At 53.7% G+C, this 20713-nt stretch carries 14 protein-coding genes; 5 read left to right on the top strand and 9 right to left on the bottom strand.

Annotated features, from left to right (window positions below):
- Positions 1 to 298 precede the first annotated feature (298 nt).
- Positions 299 to 1705, top strand: a complete 1407-nt coding sequence (locus ACKWMY_RS13870; protein WP_409486459.1) for a VOC family protein — start codon at positions 299 to 301, stop codon at positions 1703 to 1705.
- Position 1706: 1 nt separating this feature from the next.
- On the opposite strand, the gene lpxK is transcribed toward ACKWMY_RS13870, so the two are convergent.
- The 9 genes from lpxK to ansB form a co-directional block, all read right to left on the bottom strand.
- Positions 1707 to 2684, bottom strand: coding sequence for a tetraacyldisaccharide 4'-kinase (lpxK, locus tag ACKWMY_RS13865; protein WP_074028966.1), 978 nt, complete (start codon positions 2682 to 2684; stop codon positions 1707 to 1709).
- Entirely contained in the window at positions 2684 to 4429 is a 1746-nt protein-coding gene (gene msbA / locus ACKWMY_RS13860; RefSeq protein ID WP_409486458.1) for a lipid A ABC transporter ATP-binding protein/permease MsbA, read from the bottom strand. Before msbA ends, lpxK begins: the two co-directional genes overlap by 1 nt.
- 35 nt (positions 4430 to 4464) lie before the next feature.
- Entirely contained in the window at positions 4465 to 6729 is a 2265-nt protein-coding gene (locus ACKWMY_RS13855) for a ComEC family protein (protein ID WP_409486457.1), read from the bottom strand.
- Between the two features lie 255 nt (positions 6730 to 6984).
- A complete protein-coding gene (gene ihfB, locus ACKWMY_RS13850; RefSeq protein ID WP_004928264.1) occupies positions 6985 to 7269 on the bottom strand; it encodes an integration host factor subunit beta in 285 nt (94 codons plus the stop codon).
- A gap of 62 nt (positions 7270 to 7331) precedes the next feature.
- A complete protein-coding gene (gene rpsA / locus ACKWMY_RS13845; protein WP_021804919.1) occupies positions 7332 to 9008 on the bottom strand; it encodes a 30S ribosomal protein S1 in 1677 nt (558 codons plus the stop codon).
- Positions 9009 to 9199: 191 nt separating this feature from the next.
- On the bottom strand, positions 9200 to 9889 hold the full coding sequence (gene cmk / locus ACKWMY_RS13840; protein ID WP_021804920.1) for a (d)CMP kinase: 690 nt from the start codon (positions 9887 to 9889) through the stop codon (positions 9200 to 9202).
- A 192-nt stretch (positions 9890 to 10081) separates the two neighbouring features.
- Positions 10082 to 11368, bottom strand: coding sequence for a 3-phosphoshikimate 1-carboxyvinyltransferase (gene aroA / locus ACKWMY_RS13835; RefSeq protein WP_024529854.1), 1287 nt, complete (start codon positions 11366 to 11368; stop codon positions 10082 to 10084).
- Between the two features lie 116 nt (positions 11369 to 11484).
- A complete protein-coding gene (gene serC, locus ACKWMY_RS13830; protein WP_024529855.1) occupies positions 11485 to 12570 on the bottom strand; it encodes a 3-phosphoserine/phosphohydroxythreonine transaminase in 1086 nt (361 codons plus the stop codon).
- A 445-nt stretch (positions 12571 to 13015) separates the two neighbouring features.
- Complete coding sequence (gene ansB, locus ACKWMY_RS13825) at positions 13016 to 14062, bottom strand: L-asparaginase 2 (protein ID WP_024529856.1); 1047 nt, start codon at positions 14060 to 14062, stop codon at positions 13016 to 13018.
- Positions 14063 to 14210: 148 nt separating this feature from the next.
- On the opposite strand from ansB, the gene ycaO reads away from it, so the two are divergent.
- The 4 genes from ycaO (at position 14211) to pflA (ending at position 20678) form a co-directional block, all read left to right on the top strand.
- Positions 14211 to 15974, top strand: coding sequence for a 30S ribosomal protein S12 methylthiotransferase accessory factor YcaO (ycaO, locus tag ACKWMY_RS13820; protein ID WP_409486456.1), 1764 nt, complete (start codon positions 14211 to 14213; stop codon positions 15972 to 15974).
- A 449-nt stretch (positions 15975 to 16423) separates the two neighbouring features.
- Positions 16424 to 17284, top strand: a complete 861-nt coding sequence (focA, locus tag ACKWMY_RS13815) for a formate transporter FocA (protein ID WP_024484609.1) — start codon at positions 16424 to 16426, stop codon at positions 17282 to 17284.
- Between the two features lie 60 nt (positions 17285 to 17344).
- Entirely contained in the window at positions 17345 to 19627 is a 2283-nt protein-coding gene (gene pflB, locus ACKWMY_RS13810) for a formate C-acetyltransferase (protein ID WP_024484610.1), read from the top strand.
- Between the two features lie 310 nt (positions 19628 to 19937).
- On the top strand, positions 19938 to 20678 hold the full coding sequence (gene pflA, locus ACKWMY_RS13805) for a pyruvate formate lyase 1-activating protein (protein ID WP_024484611.1): 741 nt from the start codon (positions 19938 to 19940) through the stop codon (positions 20676 to 20678).
- Positions 20679 to 20713: the final 35 nt, after the last annotated feature.

Raw genomic sequence — 20713 nt, 5'->3', positions numbered from 1 at the left:
TTATCACACTTTTTAGCCACACCCGCCCAGAATATTCCTATCATACTGATTTTAATAGTTAAAATTTAGCTTATTTTAAACTCATCGAGGGAGCCTTTAGCTCATCACTCACCACTTGGAGTTATACCTGCAAATGAGAGCCAACGCATAAAACACTAATATCGTTAGCCAATCGATAACAAATCATGAACCAACTGTCTAGACTTGAGTCAAAAACACGGTGAGGGGTCATCTAGCCAGCACTATTGGCGGCCTAAGCCGCATTTTTCAGATTTTATTGAGCTAAGGAGCTAGCAGTATGATCGACCAGCACTTCGTCTCGCCGAATGACATTCGCGCCAAATTTTCCCTGGCAATGTCGGCCATGTATCAACAAGAGGTGCCACTGTACGGTGACTTGATCGAACTGGTCGCTGAAACCAACCGGGAGGTGCTGAGTAAAGATTCAGCCCTGGCCCATGGGTTACAGATTACCGGTGAAATCGGTCGATTATCGATGGAGCGCCACGGCGCTATCCGCGTCGGCACGGCAGCTGAATTGCAGACCTTACGACGACTGTTTGCCGTCATGGGCATGTCTCCGGTGGGTTATTACGATCTGACAGCTGCTGGCGTCCCCGTCCACTCCACCGCCTTTCGGGCCGTACACGAAGCCGATCTGCAAGTCAGCCCGTTTCGCATATTTACTTCGTTGCTACGACTGGAACTGATTGAGAATGTGGCGCTGCGCGAGCTGGCACAACGGCTACTGGATCGCCGCAGCATTTTTACCGAGCGGGCTCTGGAGCTGATAGCGTTACATGAAATCCGGGGTGGGCTGGATGCCGAACAGGCGCAGGAGTTCGTTGCCCAAGCACTCGAAACCTTCCGTTGGCACCGTTTGGCCACCGTCAGCGCCAGTGAATATCAGCAGTTGCACAGTCAACATCGCCTGATCGCCGATATCGTTGCCTTCAAAGGGCCACATATCAACCATCTGACGCCAAGAACGCTGGATATCGATCGGGTTCAGGCGGCAATGCCAGAACGCGGGATCCCACCCAAAGCGGTGATCGAAGGCCCGCCTACGCGCCACTGCCCTATTCTGTTACGCCAGACCAGTTTCAAAGCGTTAGAGGAACAAGTCCTGTTTATCGAACCTGACGGTCATCAGGTTGTGGGGCATCATACCGCGCGTTTCGGTGAGATTGAGCAACGGGGAGTCGCCCTAACCGCCAAAGGGCGTGCGCTTTACGATCGCCTGCTGCAGGCCGCGCAGGATGCATTACAGGTTCCGGCTACGGAAGATAATGCTCCACGCTATTACCAACTGCTGGCTGAACATTTCCAGGCCTTCCCGGATGATTACAATGCACTACGTGTGCAGCAATTAGCCTGGTTCCGCTATTTCCCTACCGAATGCGGGCTGGCAGCTAAAGAGACGGTTGAGCAGCACAGCACGCTCGAACAGCTCATCGCACTGGACTACATCCGCTTCCAGCCGTTGGTGTATGAGGATTTCCTGCCGGTCAGCGCCGCTGGAATTTTTCAGTCTAATCTGGGGGGGAGCCACCATGCGCAATACGCGGCGTCATCGAGCCGTACGGCGTTTGAACAGGCATTAGGGGCAGGCGTGATTGATGAATTGGCGCTTTATCAGCAAACGCAGCAGCGCTCACTGCAAGCTTGCGCGCAAGCCTTGGGCTTGCACGCTTTGGAAGCTTAGATTATTTGATTAACTTCTGGATCCCTTGCAACAATTGCTCGGCCTGCTCGGTGGGAAGTACCGCTTCAACCGGCAGATACCACCAGTCAGGCTGGGCAAAGGAACGGCATTTCACCGCATCCTTCTCGGTCATCAGCAGCGTTTGGCCTTGGCTCGCCAATGCGGCTAACTGCCCGTGGTTGTATTCCTGATGATCGGCAAAGGCCACCTCGCGCTCGACCTCAACCCCCAACTTTTCTAGCGTGGCGAAAAACCTTGGGGGATGACCTATCCCTGCCATCGCCACTACGTGAGGTAATTCGATCGCCGGGCGGCGTTCACCGCTGGCGATATTCACCGCATCCTGCGCCTGGAGCTTCATGGCGATTTCCCCCGGTTGGGCAACACCGCCATTTGCCACACAGGCATCCACCGTCTTTAAGCGAGACACACGCTCACGCATCGGGCCAGCGGGTAACCACCAACCATTGCCGAAGCGACGAACGCCATCGATCACCACCAGCTCAAAATCACGCTGTAAAGCATAGTGCTGTAGGCCATCGTCGGTGATGATCAAATCAAGCTCGCCCTGATTCAACAAGGCTTGCACCGCTTCGGCACGTTTTGGCGAAATAGCCACCGGCGCCCCGGTTCGCTGATAGATCAGCACGGGTTCATCACCGGCCTGCCGGGTGGTAGTCTGAGCATCCAGCACCAGCGGATAGACCGCCGACTTGCCGCCGTAACCTCTGGAAACCACGCCGACCCGGTAGCCACGCTGTTGCAGCTGTTCAACCAACCAGATCACCATCGGTGTTTTACCGTTGCCACCCGCAGTGAGGTTCCCCACGATAACCACCGGCACTGGCGCACGCCAACTCTTGCGCAAGCCGCAGCGGTAGCTAAGGCGGATCAGGCCGCTCACCAGGCCATACAGCCAGGAGAGCGGCAACAGCAGCAGGTAAACCAGTGAACTACCGGACCAGATGCGCTCTATCATTACTGACCAAACTGCATGCGGTGAAGTTGTGCGTAAGCCCCTTTCTGCTCGATCAACTCGGCATGCTGGCCACGCTCAACGATACGCCCATCTTCAACCACCAGGATCTCATCGGCTTTCTCGATAGTCGACAGACGGTGGGCAATCACCAATGAGGTACGGTTTTTCTGCAGTTCGTCCAAGGCCGCCTGGATCGCACGCTCGGATTCGGTATCCAGCGCGGAGGTGGCTTCATCCAGGATCAGGATTGGGCAATCTCGCAGCAAGGCACGAGCGATGGCAATACGCTGACGCTGACCACCGGAAAGCATCACACCGTTCTCACCGATCACCGTATCCAGACCATGCTCCATTTTATCAATGAAGTCGGTGGCATAGGCCATACGCGCCGCTTTCTCAATCTCTTCACGGCTGTAGCGCTCTTCACGAGCATAGGCAATGTTGTTGGCAATGGTGTCATTGAACAGGTGGACGTTCTGTGAGACCAGAGCAACCTGATCGCGCAGCGAAGCCAGGGTATATTCCCGCAGATCGTGACCATCCATCAGGATCTGCCCTTCCTGCACGTCGTAGAAACGCGTCAACAGGTTGGCAATCGTCGATTTACCCGAACCCGAACGGCCAACCAACGCCACCGTTTTACCTTCTGAAATGCTCAGATTGATATCACGCAGCGCCGGGATCTCACGCCCCGGATAGGCAAAGGTCACATGACGGAATTCGATATCGCCTCTGGCGCGCTCAACCTGACGAGTACCGGTATCCTTTTCCTGTTCCAGATCCAGGATCGAGAACAACGTCTGGCAGGCCGCCATCCCGCGCTGGAACTGGGCATTCACGTTGGTCAAGGATTTCAGTGGACGCATCAAGGCAATCATGGAGGAGAACACCACGGTAATGGTACCGGCTGTCAGCGTATCCATCACGCTAGGGAAGCTTGCTGCAAACAGCACAAACGCCAATGCCAATGAGGCGATCAACTGAATAATGGGATCGGCAATAGAAGAAGCCGAAACCAGCTTCATCCCCTGCTGACGCATGCGGTTACTGACGGTGTTGAAGCGCTCGGTTTCCACCTCTTGACCACCAAAGATCAGCACTTCTTTATGCCCTTTCAGCATCTGTTCTGCACTGGTCGTCACCTGCCCCATGGTGTTTTGCATGTTTTTACTGATATTGCGGAAACGTTTGGAGACCAGGCGGATCGCGAAGGAGACGATCGGTGCCAGCACGATCAGGATCAGCGAGAGCTGCCAGCTGTAATAAAACATCATGATGAACAGGCCGATGATCGAGGCCCCTTCACGCACCACGGTAACCAACGCGCTGGAGGAGGATGACGCTACCTGTTCCGAGTCGTAGGTAATACGTGAAAGCAGAGTTCCTGTTGATTGCTGGTCAAAAAAGGCCACCGGCATTCGCATCATATGACCGAACAGACGACGGCGCATCTGCATCACCACCATGCCAGACACCCAGGAAATACAATAGCTGGAGACATAGCTGGTGATGCCACGCATCAGCATCAGGCCAATCACGACCAGCGGCATCCAATGCAACACTCGGCTATCGGCTTTACCAAAGTCGTCTAATAACGGTTTGAGCAGGGACAGCATTAACGTGTCCCCGGCGGCGTTTAAAACCAGCGCCACGGCAGCGACTACCAAACCGGTTTTAAAAGGTGTGATCATCGGCCAGAGGCGACGGAACGTCTGCCAGGTGGACAGATCTTTATCATTCATCATGCAAATACCAGCATCGGAAGAAATAGCGGCCCATTCTACTCATTATCCCCCTCAACGCCAAACCGCTGATGATACCAACGTGGATTTAGTTGTTCGCGAAAGCCTTTAACTTGCCAATCATGACGATAAAAAAACACGCTGAGCTGCCCTGATCGGGCCGTATCACGCCAGGGAATGTGATTTTCCCGATAGCGTTTGACTATTTTTGCTGCCGGTAACCGCCACGCGTTATAGCGGGATGCCGAGGCAAACGCCAGCTCGGGGGCAACGGCACGCAAAAATGGCGGCGTTGAAGATGTCTTGCTGCCGTGATGAGGCACCTGAAGGATAGTACTAGGTAAATTCGCACGTTGTTTCAGCAGCGCCTGTTCGGCCCGGCGTTCAATATCACCCGTCAGCAACAGGCTGAACTTGCCATCATCGACACGCACTACGCAGGAGTCATCGTTAGCGGCATAATCCACCCGTGCTGGTGGCCACAACACCTGAAAGTTTAGCTCTCGCCATACCCACCGTTGCCCTTGTACGCAAGGCAGGTGGCCTACGTTAACGATCGGCGTACGCACGCTGGCCTGTGGAAACACCGCTGCTAGTATCGGTAACCCGCCGATATGATCCAGATGGCTATGGCTGATAATGATTTGCTCCAGCGAAATCTGCCGCCAGCGCAGGAATGGCAAAATATTACGCTCTGCCGCGCTGGAGGCTTGCCAGCGGTTGCCCATATCAAAGATGACGGCCTTTCCTTCCCGCTCGATCACTACCGCCAGGCCGTGCCCCACGTCGATCATATCGACCCGCCAGCGATAATCTGGCGTTCTTTCCCGCCAGAACAGGCAACCTAACACCACAACGGCACAACCAACAGGAAAGTGATACCACCAGCGAAACCGCCAGCAAACCACGGCTAACCAGCCAAGAACGCTGAATTGCAGCAAGGCAGCCCCAACCTGTAGCCACCCTTGCTCGAGCCCAGGTAGCGGCCATAAGGCCCAACTGACGGTAAGATCGGCCAATTGCCAACACCAGTGGCTTACCGGCGGAATAAAAAACAGCATCAATGCCAACAATATCAACGGAACCGACAGCAGAGAAACGATCGGTACAGCCCAAAGGTTGGCGGGTAACGATGTCCAGCTCAAGCCATGAAACAGGCCAAATTGTAACGGCATCAACAACAGCGTCATCCCTAGTTGCATGTGTAGCCAACGCAGAGGTGCCCAGCCCCAAGAAGTGCTGAAGCGCCTGGGCAACGGTGCCCATTCAAACCAAAATATTAAGGCCGCAACCGCCAGGGCGGAGAGCCAGAAGCTGTCCGAAAGCACCGACATAGGATCGCACAGCAACAGCAGGCTGATACACCACAGCCAGATTTGCCAGGAAGTGCAGGAAACGCCTTTGAGGCGCAACCAGAGCCACAGAGACAAGGCAATAAAGGCCCTCATTGCCGGAGGTTGCCCACCTGCCAGCCACACATAGCACAGCGCCATCAACCAACTGACGATCAGCGGCAAACGGTAGCCGATATATCGCGCAGGCAATAAAAACAGCACGCCACGCGCCAGCCCCCAGGCAAAGGCGGCGGCCAGCGAGATATGCAGGCCAGAAATCGCCATCAGGTGAGCCACACCGGTTTTCATCAGTTGCCCACGCAGCTCATTACTCATCAGCGTCCGTTCGCCAAACGCCAGCGCCAGCAACACCGGCCGTTGCGTCATCGGCACCAGCGATTGATCCATCCGTTTGACAATCTGCTGGCGCCAGTTGCAGCCCTTATCCAGTGCCGTTGCGGTACGTATAAAGCCACGTAGCGGTTGCCGATTAGCAATGGCCCAACGCTGCCCGTCAAAGCCCCCTTCATTCAAGCTGCTGTGTACCGGGCGAAAGCGAACCTTCATCGCCCAACGTTGCCCTGCACAGGGCTTTTCGCCGCGCCAGTTTGCCGTAAAGGACAACGCAGGCACCAGCCAGTTCCCACTCACCTGCTCGATACGCAGTTGCACCTGTGGCGTTTCAGCCCCGTTCAGCCAAATGCTACGCACGGAAGCAATCACGGTTTTATCGCCGCTGGTCGTCAACGTTGCGACTTGCTGCATCAACAGGCTGGCACTGCCGGTGGCGTAGATAAAACCCAGCAGGCAGCAGCACAGTGTCTGACTCCATGGATTCGGTTTATATCGCCATAGCCACAAAGCCGCGACGGCTAGCCCCATCAATAAAGGCCACGACGGTAAGTGGTGCAAAAACAGTATTGGCAGCATCCCCATCACCAAAGCGATGGCGGCCCTATCCAGTGACATCCTGATTTCCGCGCTCCTTGCCAAGTTTATCCTGCAACAAATGTGACTTCTCAGACGGATAACCACCAGTTGCAGGTTGCTACTCAGGAAAGGAGGTCGTAAACAATCGGTTGGCTATTGGGCATTTGCAGGAAAAGCTGCGTAACGGAGCGCAAATTTTGGCAGGCATGGAAGGTTTTACAGGCGAAAAAAAACGGCACCCTAAGGCACCGTTTTATATTCTTTACAAGCAACAACACTATGGGTGGTCAGCGACTAGCCATAGATATTGGCACGGTCACGTAACTCTTTACCTGGCTTGAAGTGAGGAACGTACTTGCCGTCCAACTCAACTTTATCACCCGTTTTAGGGTTACGGCCGACGCGCGGAGCACGGTAGTGAAGAGAAAAACTGCCGAATCCGCGGATCTCGATGCGCTCACCCTCGGCTAGCGTAGCTGCCATGTGTTCGAGCATCTCTTTCACTGCATCCTCAACGGCCTTCGCCGGAATATGAGATTGCTGGCCAGCAAGTCTTTCAATAAGTTCAGACTTGGTCATAGTTCCTCCAAGCTTTGCAGCTAAACTACCGTATCGGGGCGGTCAGAAACCGCCCCCCGTCATTACTCGCCTTTAGCCGCTTTGAAGGCTTCAGCCATAGCGTTAGAGAAGTTGCTTTCTTCCGGCTTGGTGTTGTTAACCGTAGCAATTGCATCTTTCTCGTCAGCTTCGTCCTTCGCACGGACGGACAGGCTTACAACGCGGTTCTTACGGTCAACGCCAGTGAATTTAGCTTCAACTTCGTCACCAACGTTCAGAACCAGAGTTGCGTCTTCAATACGGTCGCGAGAGGCTTCAGAAGCACGCAGGTAACCTTCTACGCCGCCTGCTAATTCAACTGTAGCACCTTTGGCGTCAACTGCAGTGACTTTACCAGTAACAATAGTACCTTTCTTGTTCATAGACAGGTAGTTATTGAACGGATCTTCAGCCAGTTGCTTCACGCCCAGGGAGATACGCTCGCGCTCTGCGTCAACTTGCAGAACCACCGCTGCGATTTCGTCGCCTTTCTTGTATTCACGAACTGCTTCTTCGCCTGCAACGTTCCAGGAGATGTCAGACAGGTGAACCAGGCCGTCGATGCCGCCGTCCAGGCCGATGAAGATACCGAAGTCAGTGATAGACTTGATTTTACCTTCAACGCGGTCGCCCTTGTTGTGGGTTTCTGCGAATTGCTGCCATGGGTTGTTTTTGCACTGCTTCAGGCCCAGGGAGATACGACGACGCTCTTCATCGATGTCCAGAACCATCACTTCCACTACATCGCCCACGTTAACAACTTTGGACGGATGGATGTTTTTGTTGGTCCAATCCATTTCAGAAACGTGTACCAGACCTTCAACGCCTTCTTCGATTTCCACGAAGCAGCCGTAATCAGTCAGGTTGGTAACACGGCCAGTCAGCTTGGTGCCTTCTGGGTAACGTTTAGCGATAGCAACCCATGGATCTTCGCCCAGTTGCTTCAGGCCCAGAGATACACGAGTACGCTCGCGGTCGAACTTCAGCACCTTGACAGTGATTTCGTCGCCCACGTTGACAATTTCGCTTGGGTGCTTAACGCGTTTCCAAGCCATGTCAGTGATGTGCAGCAGGCCGTCAACGCCGCCCAGATCCACGAATGCACCGTAGTCAGTGAGGTTCTTAACGATACCTTTAACTTCCATGCCTTCCTGCAGGTTTTCCAGCAGTTGATCGCGCTCTGCGCTGTTTTCAGATTCGATTACTGCACGACGAGAAACAACAACGTTGTTGCGCTTCTGATCCAGCTTGATGACTTTAAACTCAAGCTCTTTGCCTTCCAGGTGCAGAGTGTCGCGAACTGGACGCACGTCAACCAGGGAACCTGGCAGGAACGCACGAATACCGTTCAGCTCTACAGTGAAGCCACCCTTAACTTTGCCGTTGATAACACCGACGACAGTTTCAGCTTCTTCGTAAGCTTTTTCCAGCGTGATCCAAGCTTCGTGACGCTTAGCTTTCTCACGGGACAGCAGAGTTTCACCGAAGCCATCTTCAACAGCGTCCAGCGCAACGTCAACTTCGTCACCAACCTGGATTTCCAGCTCGCCCTGGGCGTTTTTGAATTGCTCAGCCGGGATGGCAGATTCAGATTTCAGACCGGCGTCAACCAGTACGACATCTTTATCGATAGCAACAACAACACCACGAACGATGGAACCCGGACGGGTTTCGATTGTTTTCAGGGATTCTTCAAAGAGTTGAGCGAAAGATTCAGTCATGTTTAATCTTCAGGGTTCTATAGTTTAACGTCCATTTAGCGTCCCGCCGAATGGGGTTGTTTCACATACCTTGCCATTGGCTTCCTGCCGACAAGGTTTAGGTTACAGGGGTAAAATTTTACCCGATATATTCAGTTACTGCTATGCAGTACGATGACAAATATAACAAAAAGCTAAAAACGCCGCCGCGCTTATTGCTGCGGCAACGCCAAAACTTCATGTGCATATGCCAACGCCCGCTGGATCACTTCCTCGATCGACATGCTGGTAGAATCCAACACGAGGGCATCGAGAGCCGGTACCAGTGGCGCAATAGCCCGATTACGGTCACGGTCATCCCGTTCCTTTATCTCGGCTAAAAGACGTTCAAAGTTAACATTAAAGCCCTTTTCCTGCAACTGTAGCATGCGACGATGCGCACGCTCTTCGGAACTGGCGTCAAGGAAAATTTTAACCGGCGCATCCGGGAACACTACCGTACCCATGTCACGGCCATCGGCGATCAGGCCCGGGGCCTCGCGAAATGCGCGTTGGCGGCGCAGCAGCGCCTCACGAACCCGTGGGAATGCGGCCGTTTGCGAAGCCGTATTGCCAACGGTTTCGGTGCGGATCTCATTACTGACGTCCTCACCTTCCAAAATAACCTGCAGCTTGCCGTCCTGAGCAACAAAGCGGACGTCGAGATGGGCGGCCAAGGGGACTAACGCCTCTTCAGAGGTGATATCCACCTGATGGTGCAACGCTGCCAGGGCCAGTACGCGATAAATCGCGCCGGAATCCAGCAAACGCCAACCAAGGGATTCTGCCAGCGCCTTGCACAACGTGCCTTTGCCTGCACCACTTGGTCCATCAACGGTTATCACCGGAACTGTAGCCGTCATTTCTCTCTCCTTCAGGTAGAAACCTCACAGGAACACGCCTGCTCTCTGCCCAAGTAGGAGCAGATTCGGGGGCGTATTATACGCGCCTGTGAAGTTTACTGTTACCGCGAACTGTCTGATTGCCGAAAAGATGGCCACCAATGCGTAAAAAAGGCCTCAAACGAGGCCCATCGATAACGGATATGGAGAATATTAGGCCAACTGGCTGATACGCGCCAACTGCTCAAAATAGTCTGGGAAGGTCTTGGCGGTACACTTCGGATCCAGAATGGTCACCGGTGTATCGGAGAGCGCCACCAGCGAGAAGCACATCGCCATGCGGTGATCGTTGTAGGTACCAATCTCGGCAAACTGCAGCTTGCTTGGCGGCACGACGTGAATATAATCCTCACCTTCATCAACCTCGGCGCCAACTTTACGCAGTTCTGTTGCCATCGCCGCCAGACGGTCGGTTTCTTTTACCCGCCAGTTGTAGATATTGCGGATGGTGGTCGGCCCGGTCGCGAACAGCGCGGTGGTGGCAATGGTCATCGCCGCATCTGGAATGTGGTTCATGTCCATATCGATGCCTTTGAGCTCGCCGCGGCTACACTCGATAAAGTCATCGCCCCAGGTGATGCGCGCGCCCATTTTTTCCAGCACGTCGGCAAATTTGGTATCGCCCTGCACGCTTTTCTTACCGATACCGGTAACACGCACGGTGCCGCCCTTAATCGCCGCAGCGGCCAGGAAATAGGATGCCGAAGAGGCATCGCCCTCCACCAGATAGTCGCCTGGCGATCGGTAAGTCTGCTGCCCACGGATATGGAACACGCGATAGTTGTCGTGCGTGACTTCAACGCCGAAAGTACTCATCAGGTGCAGAGTAATATCGATATAAGGCTTGGAAACCAGCTCACCCAAAATATGGATAGCGGTGTCTTGGGCCGCCAACGGTGCCATCATCAGCAAGGCGGTCAGGAACTGGCTGGATACGCTGCCGTCAACGCTGACGTCGCCGCCACGGAAACCGCCACGCAGGCGCACAGGTGGATAATCGGTTTGTTCAAGATAATCAATTTGCGCTCCACCCTGGCGTAAAGCATCCACCAGATGGCCAATCGGGCGCTCTTTCATGCGCGGTTCGCCGGTCAACACCACGTCGCCCTCACCCAGGCACAGTGCCGCCGCTAATGGACGCATTGCCGTACCGGCATTACCGAGGAACAGCTCCAACGGCTGCGCGGCAACCAACGGACCCGCGTTGCCCTCAACGGAACAGGTGGTGCGATCGTCGGAGAGTTGGTAACTCACCCCCAGCGCTTGCAAGGCATTCAGCATATGACGCACGTCGTCGCTGTCCAGCAGGTTGGTCAGCCGGGTCGTTCCCCGCGCCAGCGCAGCCAGTAGCAAAGCCCGATTGGATACGCTCTTGGAGCCGGGTAAGTTGACGGTGCCATCGACCAAAGCAACCGGTTGTAACGTCAGGGAATCCACCATGTGAACAAAACTCTCCAGAATCTGATAAACGAAACGGCCCCGGGATAATGCCGGAGCCGCTTTAATGCAAAAGGACAACAGCGGTACGACCGCCCGTTCAATGCGGGCGGTGGCAATCAGCCATGGCGGCGTTCAAAGTCGACCATAAAGTCGGTCAGGGTCTTCACGCCCGCCAGCGGCATCGCATTATAGATGGAAGCACGCATGCCGCCTACTACGCGGTGGCCCTTCAGCGCCTGCAGGCCAATGGCTTCTGCTTCACTCAGGAACACTTTATCCAGCGCAGGATCGGCCAGTTGGAACGGCACGTTCATCCAGGAGCGGTTGGCAATGGCCACGCGGCTACGATAGAAGTCCGACTGATCGATAGTGCTATACAGCAACTCGGCCTTGGCCTGGTTGCGCTTTTGCATTTCCACCAGGCCGCCCTGCTCTTTCAGCCATTTGAAGACCAGGCCAGACAGATACCAGGCGAAGGTTGGCGGCGTATTGAACATCGAGTCATTTTCTGCCAACACGGTGTAATCCAGGATCGACGGGACTTCACGGCGTGCTTTACCCAGCAGATCATCACGCACGATCACCAGCGTCAGGCCAGCCGGTCCAATATTTTTCTGTGCGCCCGCATAGATAACGCCGAAACGGCTAACGTCCAACGGGCGGGAAAGGATGGTCGAAGAGTAATCGCCAATCACCACTTTATCGCCAAAGTCTGGCGTTTCATCGATAGCCACACCGTCGATGGTTTCGTTCGGGCAATAGTGCACGTAAGCCGCGTTATCGCTCAGTTGCCACTCTTTCATCGGCTTGATGCCGCTTAAGCCGTCAACGGTGGTTTTAACGTCGATCACCTTCGGCTGGCAGTATTTTTCCGCTTCGGTGATTGCGCTGTGCGCCCAGTAACCGCCATCGATATAGTCGGCAGTGGTGTTATCACCCAACAGGTTCAGTGGCAGCGCGGCGAATTGCGCGCGGGCACCACCGTGGCAGAACAGCACTTTATAGTTGGCGGGGACTTTCAGCAGATCGCGCAGATCCTGTTCGGACTGTTCGGCGACGGCGATGAATTCTTTACTGCGATGGCTGATTTCCATCACCGAAGTGCCAAGACCGTGCCAGTTGCACAGTTCTTGTTCCGCACGACGCAACACTTCAACCGGCAGCATCGCCGGGCCTGAGCTAAAATTATAAACCTGAGTCATTTCCCCTCACCACATTCACTGTGCGCCGTAAAAACCGGCTTTCGACATATGCCCGAAGTTAACGCTGATGTTAACCAACTCTATCGGTTTTATCACTCACGTAACCCGGCTGCAATGCTTATTGTTCCAAGGGTGGGAAACTGGCGAGACCGCAAATAACAGGCTCTGCGGCCTCAGAGTTTATTTATGCCATAAAACGCTGTGACACTGGGGTATTCAGCGGGTTAACGCGGTTTTTTGTGCTGTATTCAGCTAACACGGCTATGGGCCAGGGCCGCGAACCATTCATCAACCAGGTGGAAAAACGTACATCACCATCGTCTCGTCAAATGCCATTCTTTGGCTATCAAATACCTGCATGAAATCGTTCCTGCGAAAAGAGATTTCCTACAGCATAGTCAGGGCGGGGAAAATGGGGGCATTACGCCCCCACTTGAGTCAGGGATCAATACTGATTAAACATCGCCTGGATCTGTTTGGCGTCTTTGGTTTGAGTTAATGCCAGCTGCAGCAAAATTCTCGCTTTTTGTGGATTCAGCGTTCCAGCTGCCACAAAACCGAGTTTAGTATCATCCACTTCCGCATCTTCGGTGGTGGAGCCGGTAGGCACGCGGGAAGAACGCACTACCGCTACGCCGTTATGGGCCGCCGTGGCCAACGTATCAAACACGGTTTTATACAGGTTGCCGTTACCCACCCCGGCGCTGACAATCCCTTGATAACCTTCGGCGATCAGCGCCTTGGCGGGCGCATCCGATGCGTTGGCGTAGTTATAGATAATACCGACCGTCGGCAGCGTACTCATCTGGTCGACGTTAAACGGCGTTTCGCTGGTGTGCTTGCGCTGTGGCGAACGTTGGTAGTCGATTTTGCCGTTATGGATATACCCCAGCGGGCCAAAGTTAGGCGACTGGAAAGTCTGTACGCCGGTGGTATTGGTTTTGGTTACGTCGCGGCCATCAAGCACCGTATCATTCATCACCACCAGCACGCCACGCTTGGCCGATTGAGGGTCAGCGGCTGTGACAACGGCGTTATACAAGTTAAATGGGCCATCGGCACTCATGGCCGTTGCCGGGCGCATCGCCCCTACAATCACTACCGGCTTATCGCACTTGACGGTGAGATCCAGGAAATAGGCAGTCTCCTCCAGCGTGTCGGTACCGTGAGTGATCACGAAGCCATCGGTTTTGGCGCAGTCCGCATTAATCTTCTTGACCAGCTTGAGCCAGACTTCGTCATTCATATCCTGGGAACCGATGTTGACCACCTGCTCGCCCTGGACGTTGGCAACCTTTTTCAACTCTGGCACTGCATCCACCAATGCCTCTACGCCCAGTTTACCTGCGGTGTAGTTGGACTTGGTGGCCGAGTCGCCACCGCCAGCGATAGTACCGCCGGTGGCCAGCAAGGTGATATTAGGTAACGCCAGTGCCGAGCCGCAAACCCCGGCCAACAGTAGTGCCAACACGCTGAGTTTCACTGATTTCATTACGTTTCTCCGTTATTGATAACCCGCTGAATTATCGTCTTTATCCACATAATTACTGTGACATCTGATCGGCTTTAGGAATACGTGGAGCTTGGGAACAAAACCCCGTATCATTGCGCGTTTTTAGTACGCCACATAAGTGAAGACAATGACGCAAACTTTTATTCCTGGCAAAGACGCTGCGCTGGAAGACTCCATCGCCCGTTTTCAGCAGAAATTAACCGATCTGGGTTTCAATATCGAAGAAGCCTCCTGGCTGAATCCGGTGCCACACGTCTGGTCAGTGCATATCCGCGATCGCGATTGCCCGCTGTGCTTCACCAACGGTAAGGGTGCCAGCAAGAAGGCCGCGCTGGCGTCCGCGCTGGGCGAATATTTCGAGCGCCTGTCGACCAACTATTTCTTCGCCGATTTCTATTTGGGTCAACAGATTGCCGAAGGCGATTTCGTTCACTATCCCAATGAGAAATGGTTCCCGATCCCGGCTGACAACTGGTTGCCACAAGGTATCCTGGATGAGCGTACCCACGCCTTCTACGATCCAGAGCAGGAATTGACTGCCAGCGATCTGATCGATCTGCAGTCTGGCAATAGCGATCGTGGCATCTGCGCCCTGCCATTCACCCGCCAATCGGATCAGCAGACCGTTTATATTCCAATGAACATCATCGGCAACCTGTATGTGTCCAACGGCATGTCCGCTGGCAATACCGCCAACGAAGCGCGGGTTCAGGGTCTCTCCGAGGTGTTCGAGCGTTATGTGAAAAACCGCATCATCGCCGAGTCCATCAGCCTGCCGGAAATCCCGAGCGAAGTGCTGAACCGCTATCCTGACGTGGTTGAGGCGATCGCCAAGCTGGAGGCCGAAGGCTTCCCGATCCTCTCTTATGATGCCTCGTTAGGTGGCAACTATCCGGTGATCTGCGTGGTGTTGTTCAACCCCGCCAACGGCACCTGCTTTGCTTCCTTTGGCGCTCACCCCGATTTCGGAGTCGCGCTGGAGCGTACCGTTACCGAACTGCTGCAAGGCCGCGGCTTGAAAGATCTGGATGTGTTTACCGCCCCAACCTTCGACGACGAAGAAGTGGCCGAGCACGCCAACCTGGAAACTCACTTCATCGATTCCAGCGGTCTGATCTCCTGGGATATGTTCAAACAGGATGCCGACTATCCGTTTGTCGACTGGAGTTTCAGCGGCAGCACGCAGGAAGAGTTCGCCACCCTGATGAGCATCTTTAATAAAGAAGATGCCGAAGTGTACATCGCCGATTACGAGCACCTGGACGTGTACGCCTGCCGCATCATCGTACCGGGGATGTCCGACATCTATCCGGCAGAGGACCTGCTACTGGCAAACAACAGCATGGGCGCGCACCTGCGTGAAACCCTGCTGCAACTGCCGGGCAGCGAATGGGAGCCAGAAGAATACCTGGCTCTGATCCAGCAGTTGGATGATGAAGGGTTGGACGATTTCACCCGCGTACGTGAATTGCTGGGCATTGCCTCTGGTAAAGACAACGCCTGGTACACCCTGCGCGTTGGCGAACTGAAATCCATGCTGGCATTGGCCGGTGGCGATCTCGAGCAGGCACTGATCTGGGCCGAGTGGACGCAGGAGTTCAACGCCTCGCTGTTTACCCCGGAGCGCAGCAACTACTATCGTTGCCTGCAGACACTGCTGCTGTTGGCGTTGGAGCCAGAACGCGACCCAGCCCAATATCACACAGCCTTCGTGAAGATGTATGGTCAGGATGCGGTTGACGCGGCCTCTGCGGCCATGAGCGGCGAAGAGCGCTTCAACGGCCTGTTTGCCATCGACAGTGAATTGAAAGCCCTGCCGGCCCATCAAGCGCTGTTGGCGGCTTACGAAAAGCTGCAAACGGCCAAACGCCGTCACTGGGCGCAGGCTTAAGCCTGATTGATACGCCGGTAGAACCTTACCGGCGTTACTCCCAAAGAAGCACCCTTGATTCGGTTGCCGATCAAAAAACAGGCAAACCTTGGCGTTGAATGTTTTTATCAAAAGCGCACTTATCAGCCAACAGGATAATTAAATTGCCAATTGTTACGTCAGCGTGAAATATTAATTAACCATCAATTAATGCTTATTCATCAAAAAGCGACAATAAGTACAAAAATTTAACTCTCCCCACCCCAAAATGGCGTTAACTTCAAAATTTTTTGTAAACATTAAAAAATATTTTTTATATAAAAATCAATAATATAATTCAATAAACCCTACTAATTTTGCGGTTTTAAGCCGTTTTACTTCCGCGCGTTATGATCCAAGTCAATTTTTACCCTATACTGCTTTGCTAGTATCTCAGTGTGTTGTAATAACCCTTAAGAGCGAGAGTTAGTGTGAGAGCTGACAACCCCTTCGATATGCTGTTACCTGCCGCGATGGCGAAAGTTGCCGAGGATGCGGGGGTTTATAAAGCCACCAAGCATCCGCTGACGACTTTTTATTTAGCGATCACCGCAGGTGTGTTCATTTCTATCGCCTTTGTTTTTTATATCACAGCGACCACCGGCACCGCCGCCATTCCTTTCGGCCTCGCCAAGCTGGTGGGTGGTATCTGTTTCTCCATGGGGTTAATGCTGGTCGTCGTCTGCGGGGCGGACCTGTTTACCTCCACCGTACTGACCGTGATTGCCAAAGCCAGCGGGCGTATTACCTGGGGGCAACTGGCTCTTAACTGGTTAAACGTCTATATTGGCAACCTGATTGGTGCCCTGTTCTTCGTTGCGCTGATCTGGTTCTCAGGCGAGTATATGGCAGCCAATGGCCTGTGGGGTTTGAACGTATTGCAAACCGCCGACCATAAACTGCACCACACCTTTATAGAAGCCGTCTGTCTGGGTATCCTGGCTAACCTGATGGTTTGCTTGGCCGTCTGGATGAGCTACTCCGGCCGCAGCCTGATGGACAAGATGTTCGCCATGATCCTGCCGGTAGCCATGTTCGTCGCCAGCGGCTTTGAGCACAGTATCGCCAACATGTTTATGATCCCTATGGGTATAGTGGTTAAGCACTTTGCCACGCCAGAGTTTTGGCAAGCCGTGGGGGCAGCACCCGAGCAATTCGCTCATCTGACCGTAAGCAACTTTATCATCGACAACCTGATCCCCGTCACCATCGGTAACATCATTGGCGGTGGTCTACTGGTTGGGTTGACTTACTGGGTAATTTATCTGCGTGGCGGCAAACAGAATCATTAATCTGTTGGCTGGCACAGCGCCGGGTTTACAAAGAAATCCACATTAGAAGGTAGGTGTATAATGACCGAACTTAACGAGAAGTTAGCGACCGCTTGGCAAGGTTTCAGCGAAGGTGACTGGCAGAAAGAAGTCAACGTACGTGACTTCATCCAGAAAAACTACACTCCTTACGAGGGTGATGAATCCTTCCTGGCTGGCGCAAGTCAAGCCACTACCACTCTGTGGGACAAGGTTATGGAAGGGATCAAACTGGAAAACCGCACCCATGCGCCAGTTGATTTCGATACCAACGTCGTCTCCACCGTGACTTCTCATGATGCGGGCTATATCAACAAAGATCTGGAAACCATCGTTGGTTTGCAGACCGATGCTCCTCTGAAACGCGCGCTGATCCCATTCGGCGGCATCAAGATGGTTGAAGGTTCATGCAAGGTTTATGGCCGTGAACTGGATCCACAAGTGAAGAAAGTGTTCACCGAATACCGCAAAACCCACAACCAGGGCGTATTCGATGTTTACACCAAAGACATCCTGAACTGCCGTAAGTCTGGCGTGCTGACCGGTCTGCCAGATGCGTATGGCCGTGGCCGTATCATCGGTGACTACCGTCGCGTTGCTTTGTACGGTATCGACTTCCTGATGGCCGACAAGCTGAACCAGTTCAAGTCTCTGCAGACCCGTCTGGAAAATGGCGAAGATCTGGAAATGACCATCCAGCTGCGCGAAGAAATTGCTGAACAACACCGTGCCCTGGCTCAGATTAAAGAAATGGCCGCCAAATACGGCTACGACATTTCTGGCCCAGCCAGCACCGCTCAAGAAGCCGTACAGTGGACCTACTTCGGCTACCTGGCCGCGGTGAAATCCCAGAACGGTGCAGCCATGTCCTTCGGCCGCGTATCTACCTTCCTGGACGTGTTCATTGAGCGCGATATCAAGGCCGGTAAACTGACCGAACTGCAAGCGCAAGAACTGATCGACCACCTGGTCATGAAACTGCGTATGGTTCGCTTCCTGCGTACTCCTGAGTATGATGAGCTGTTCTCTGGTGACCCAATCTGGGCAACAGAATCTCTGGCAGGTATGGGTGTTGATGGTCGTACGCTGGTAACCAAAAACAGCTTCCGCTTCCTGAACACGCTGTACACCATGGGGCCATCTCCAGAGCCAAACATGACCATCCTGTGGTCTGAAAAACTGCCGTTGAACTTCAAAAAATACGCCGCGAAAGTGTCTATCGACACCTCCTCCGTACAGTATGAAAACGACGACCTGATGCGCCCAGACTTCAACAACGATGACTATGCCATCGCCTGTTGCGTCAGCCCGATGATTGTCGGTAAGCAAATGCAGTTCTTCGGTGCGCGTGCCAACCTGGCGAAAACCATGTTGTACGCAATCAACGGCGGCGTTGATGAAAAACTGAAAATGCAGGTTGGCCCGAAAGAAGCCCCAATGATGGACACCGTGCTGGACTATGACAAAGTCATGGAGCGTATGGACCACTTCATGGACTGGCTGGCCAAGCAGTATGTGACCTCGTTGAACATCATTCACTACATGCACGACAAGTACAGCTATGAAGCTGCGCTGATGGCTCTGCATGACCGTGATGTTTATCGCACCATGGCTTGTGGTATCGCGGGTCTGTCCGTAGCAGCCGACTCCCTGTCTGCCATCAAGTACGCCAAAGTATCCACCATCCGTGACGAAGACGGCTTGGCTGTCGACTTCAAAATCGAAGGTGAATATCCGCAGTTCGGTAACAACGATTCTCGCGTAGATGACATCGCTTGTGACCTGGTAGAACGTTTCATGAAGAAAATTCAGAAACTGCGTACCTACCGTAATGCGGTACCAACTCAGTCCGTGCTGACCATCACCTCTAACGTGGTTTATGGTAAGAAAACCGGTAACACCCCAGATGGTCGTCGTGCAGGCGCTCCATTTGGTCCTGGTGCCAACCCAATGCACGGCCGCGATCAGAAAGGTGCTGTAGCTTCTCTGACCTCCGTAGCCAAACTGCCGTTTGCCTATGCAAAAGATGGTATCTCGTACACCTTCTCCATCGTGCCTAACGCGTTGGGTAAAGATGACGACGTGCGTAAAGCCAACCTGGCGGGTCTGATGGATGGTTACTTCCACCACGAAGCGTCCATCGAAGGCGGTCAGCACCTGAACGTGAACGTGATGAACCGTGAAATGCTGCTGGACGCGATGGAAAACCCTGAGAAATATCCTCAGCTGACCATCCGCGTATCGGGTTACGCTGTGCGCTTCAACTCGTTGACCAAAGAACAGCAACAAGACGTGATTACTCGTACTTTCACCCAGTCGATCTAATCGCGGTTTCTCCGGGGCGGGATCGCTCTGCCCCGCTGAACAAATCTTACCAAGGCCGGATATTCCGGCCTTTTTACTAACTACCCCCTGACTCTGGTCTTGAGTCTGTTTTGCCAGGTATCTACGCTGCTGCTTAGCCTGCGATGGGTATATACTGCATGGATATCTGGCAAAACAGTGATCCGGTACGTAACCGGCCAACAGGAATCGTTTTACCTGGCGCCTTTTTTCGCCACATCGTTGATCCCTGCCTGGCGGTTACCAGCCTATTTTAGACTGCGTTTGACAGTCGATTTTGGAGAAACCCGCAATGTCCTTGAAAGGCCGCATCCACTCTTTCGAATCCTGTGGCACCGTTGATGGCCCAGGTATCCGCTTTATCGTGTTCTTCCAGGGTTGCCTGATGCGCTGCCTGTACTGCCATAACCGCGATACCTGGGACACCCACGGCGGCAAAGAGGTCACGGTTGAAGAGCTGATGACCGATACCGTGGCCTACCGTCACTTCATGAACGCTTCCGGCGGTGGCGTAACGGCGTCCGGCGGCGAAGCGATCCTGCAGGCCGAATTTGTTCGCGACTGGTTCCGCGCCTGTCACAAAGAAGGGATCAGCACCTGTCTGGACACCAACGGTTTTGTCCGCCGTTACGACCCGGTGATTGATGAACTGCTGGATACCACCGACCTGGTGATGCTCGATCTGAAACAGATGAATGACGATATTCACCAGAACCTGGTGGGAGTTTCCAACCATCGCACGCTGGAGTTTGCCCGTTATCTGGCCAAACGTAATCAACGCACCTGGATCCGCTACGTGGTGGTGCCGGGCTGGTCTGATGATGATAAATCGACGCATCTGCTCGGTGAGTTCACCAAGGATATGACCAATATCGAGAAGATCGAGCTGTTGCCTTACCACGAGCTAGGCAAGCACAAATGGATCGCGATGGGTGAAGAATACAAGCTGGACGGCGTCCATCCGCCGAAGGCCGACACCATGGATCGCGTGAAGGGGATCCTGGAAAGCTACGGCCATAAAGTGATCTATTAAGCCTCTCCCTGCTCGAACAAAAAACCCGGCGCATC

Source organism: Serratia sp. J2 (assembly GCF_046269175.1).
In the GTDB taxonomy this organism is placed as follows: domain Bacteria; phylum Pseudomonadota; class Gammaproteobacteria; order Enterobacterales; family Enterobacteriaceae; genus Chania; species Chania fonticola_C.
This window is presented reverse-complemented; position numbering and strand designations above follow the sequence as displayed.